This is a genomic window from Aliivibrio sp. SR45-2 (assembly GCF_963890165.1).
In the GTDB taxonomy this organism is placed as follows: Bacteria; Pseudomonadota; Gammaproteobacteria; order Enterobacterales; family Vibrionaceae; genus Aliivibrio; species Aliivibrio salmonicida.
Window position 1 is genome coordinate 1 of record NZ_CAWPRC010000047.1, and the last position, 1888, is coordinate 1888.

3 protein-coding genes and 1 pseudogene are annotated in these 1888 nt (G+C 37.7%); 2 read left to right on the plus strand and 2 right to left on the minus strand.

The window, feature by feature from the left end:
* Positions 1–124, minus strand: a pseudogene (locus AACV33_RS02465) (GMC oxidoreductase); the annotation flags it as partial.
* 238 nt (positions 125–362) lie between these two features.
* On the opposite strand from AACV33_RS02465, the gene AACV33_RS02470 reads away from it, so the two are divergent.
* On the plus strand, positions 363–557 hold the full coding sequence (locus AACV33_RS02470; RefSeq protein WP_182700712.1) for a CPXCG motif-containing cysteine-rich protein: 195 nt from the start codon (positions 363–365) through the stop codon (positions 555–557).
* A 79-nt stretch (positions 558–636) separates the two neighbouring features.
* On the opposite strand, the gene AACV33_RS02475 is transcribed toward AACV33_RS02470, so the two are convergent.
* Positions 637–1347, minus strand: coding sequence for an SDR family NAD(P)-dependent oxidoreductase (locus AACV33_RS02475; RefSeq protein WP_182700713.1), 711 nt, complete (start codon positions 1345–1347; stop codon positions 637–639).
* Between the two features lie 238 nt (positions 1348–1585).
* On the opposite strand from AACV33_RS02475, the gene AACV33_RS02480 reads away from it, so the two are divergent.
* The coding region (locus tag AACV33_RS02480) for an MOSC domain-containing protein (protein ID WP_182700714.1) at positions 1586–1888 on the plus strand (303 nt) is incomplete at its 3' end.

Sequence of the window (1888 nt, forward strand, 5' to 3'; positions counted from 1 at the left end):
ATACAGAAGAATCGACAACGCGTAAATTCGTAATTCCACGTACGCGGCACTGTTCATCGAGTACAGCCATTGGGTCTTCTTTATTGCCCATTTTGCAGCCACAAGAAGGGTGGTAAGCACTTTCTGCTAAGTCATTGTTCAATAAAGAAAAGTCTATAATAAAATGGAGTTATTCCATTTTATTAAGGAATAACCACGGCACTATCAAACAAAAGAGGTATTTTTAGTGCTGTTAGGCTATCAACTTATGATCGTAATTAGATAAAAACATCCTCAATATTATGTGTAAATTCATTGATTCGATTATTTTGAATTGTCCTCTAAACTTAATAGAAGATACGATGATGATTTAAAGAGGCGCTATGGAGTTTTTACACGAAGAAACAATACTTTGCCCTTACTGTAATGAATCCATTGTGATTCTGGTTGATCAAGAAGATCGTGAGCAAGAGTACATTGATGATTGCAGCGTTTGTTGTCGACCTATTCGAATTCAAGTGACCACTAACGACAATGACGAATTAGTGGTAACGGTATGCGATGAGAATGAAGCGTAAGTTAATTGAATAACAATCAGTTAACGGTGATTATTTTCATTGTCTATTCTATCTGATGTTCTCTACCAAATTGAAATAATTACTTTTCTAAATCAATGGTTTTACAACGTATAGAGAGTGTCGACATACTGGCACTTGGCGACAAGTTGCGTATAAAATCGATAGCTTTAGTTAAATCTTGAGTTTCGATTTTTAGGTTGTTCATAATACGGCCATCGTTGGTCATGTCAGTATCGACAACGCTTGGGCATAAACAACATACCTTTATATTAAAGGGAAGAAGTTCGTGATAAAGCGATTGGCTATAACTCACAATAGCGGCTTTTGTGGCAGAGTACGCGGCGATCTTTGGTACGGGTTCTAAACCTGCGGTTGATCCAATATTATAAATCTCACCATAGCCTTGTTGTTTCATTTTTTCGATAACCAAATTACAGGCCGTAATCGTAGAAAGTAGATTTACGTTTATTAATTCAGAAAGCTGCTTTAGCGTTAAGTTCGTGTGTCCTGCCATGAGAACACCTGCGCTGTTTACCATTACATCGATAGAGCTATGCTCAGCAATGATTGAAGAGATGGCAGATTCAACGTCTGCGGGGTTATTAAAATCGACGCTGATGGTTTCGATACAACTCGACGGGTAGTGGGCTTCTAACTCTAATTTTGTGGCATTGAGGTTGTCTTTATTTAATGAGACTAAAATAAGTGAATAACCTTGCTGAGCAAAGTAGTGAGAAATCGCTTTTCCTATACCTCGACTTGCTCCCGTAATTAGTGCAAATTTAGACATAACCATCTCCTTGTTGAATGCGTTTTTTGCACCATATCATTTTCTTCTATTTTATAAAAGAGACAATATCTCTCTGGCGTTTATTGGTTTTCTCTTTACTTTTAGCACAAACATAACAAATGAATTAACTCGATATTATATATTTAGCCTTTCAGGTTTGAAGTACCATTGGTTTCGATTGTAAGCGTGCTATACGATTACGTCGGACAATATCCAGTAAGCAAGTGAGGCTAGTGAAATGAAAAAGAACTATCTTAATAGAATTTACCGTGGAAAAGTGGAACATCGTTATGGCTTTGATACCGCAATAAATAAATCTCCAATTGAGAAGAGCTTATATCTTTTTCTTGAAGGATTAGAAGGTGATCAATGCGCCGATTCTCACCACCACGGTGGAGTAGAGCGTGCCTTGCATCAATATCCTTTAGAGCATTATGCTTACTGGAAAGAAAAATATGGGGGTGATATTCATTGGGGGGCTCCTGGAATGGGTGAGAACCTGAGCTCAGAAGGAATGACTGAAGAGACGGTTTGCTTGGGA

Excerpts from the sequence above, each read along its gene's own strand:
- AACV33_RS02475 (WP_182700713.1), bottom strand. The coding sequence starts at position 1,347 with ATGTCTAAATTTGCACTAATTACGGGAGCAAGTCGAGGTATAGGAAAA.
- AACV33_RS02470 (WP_182700712.1), top strand. The coding sequence starts at position 363 with ATGGAGTTTTTACACGAAGAAACAATACTTTGCCCTTACTGTAATGAA.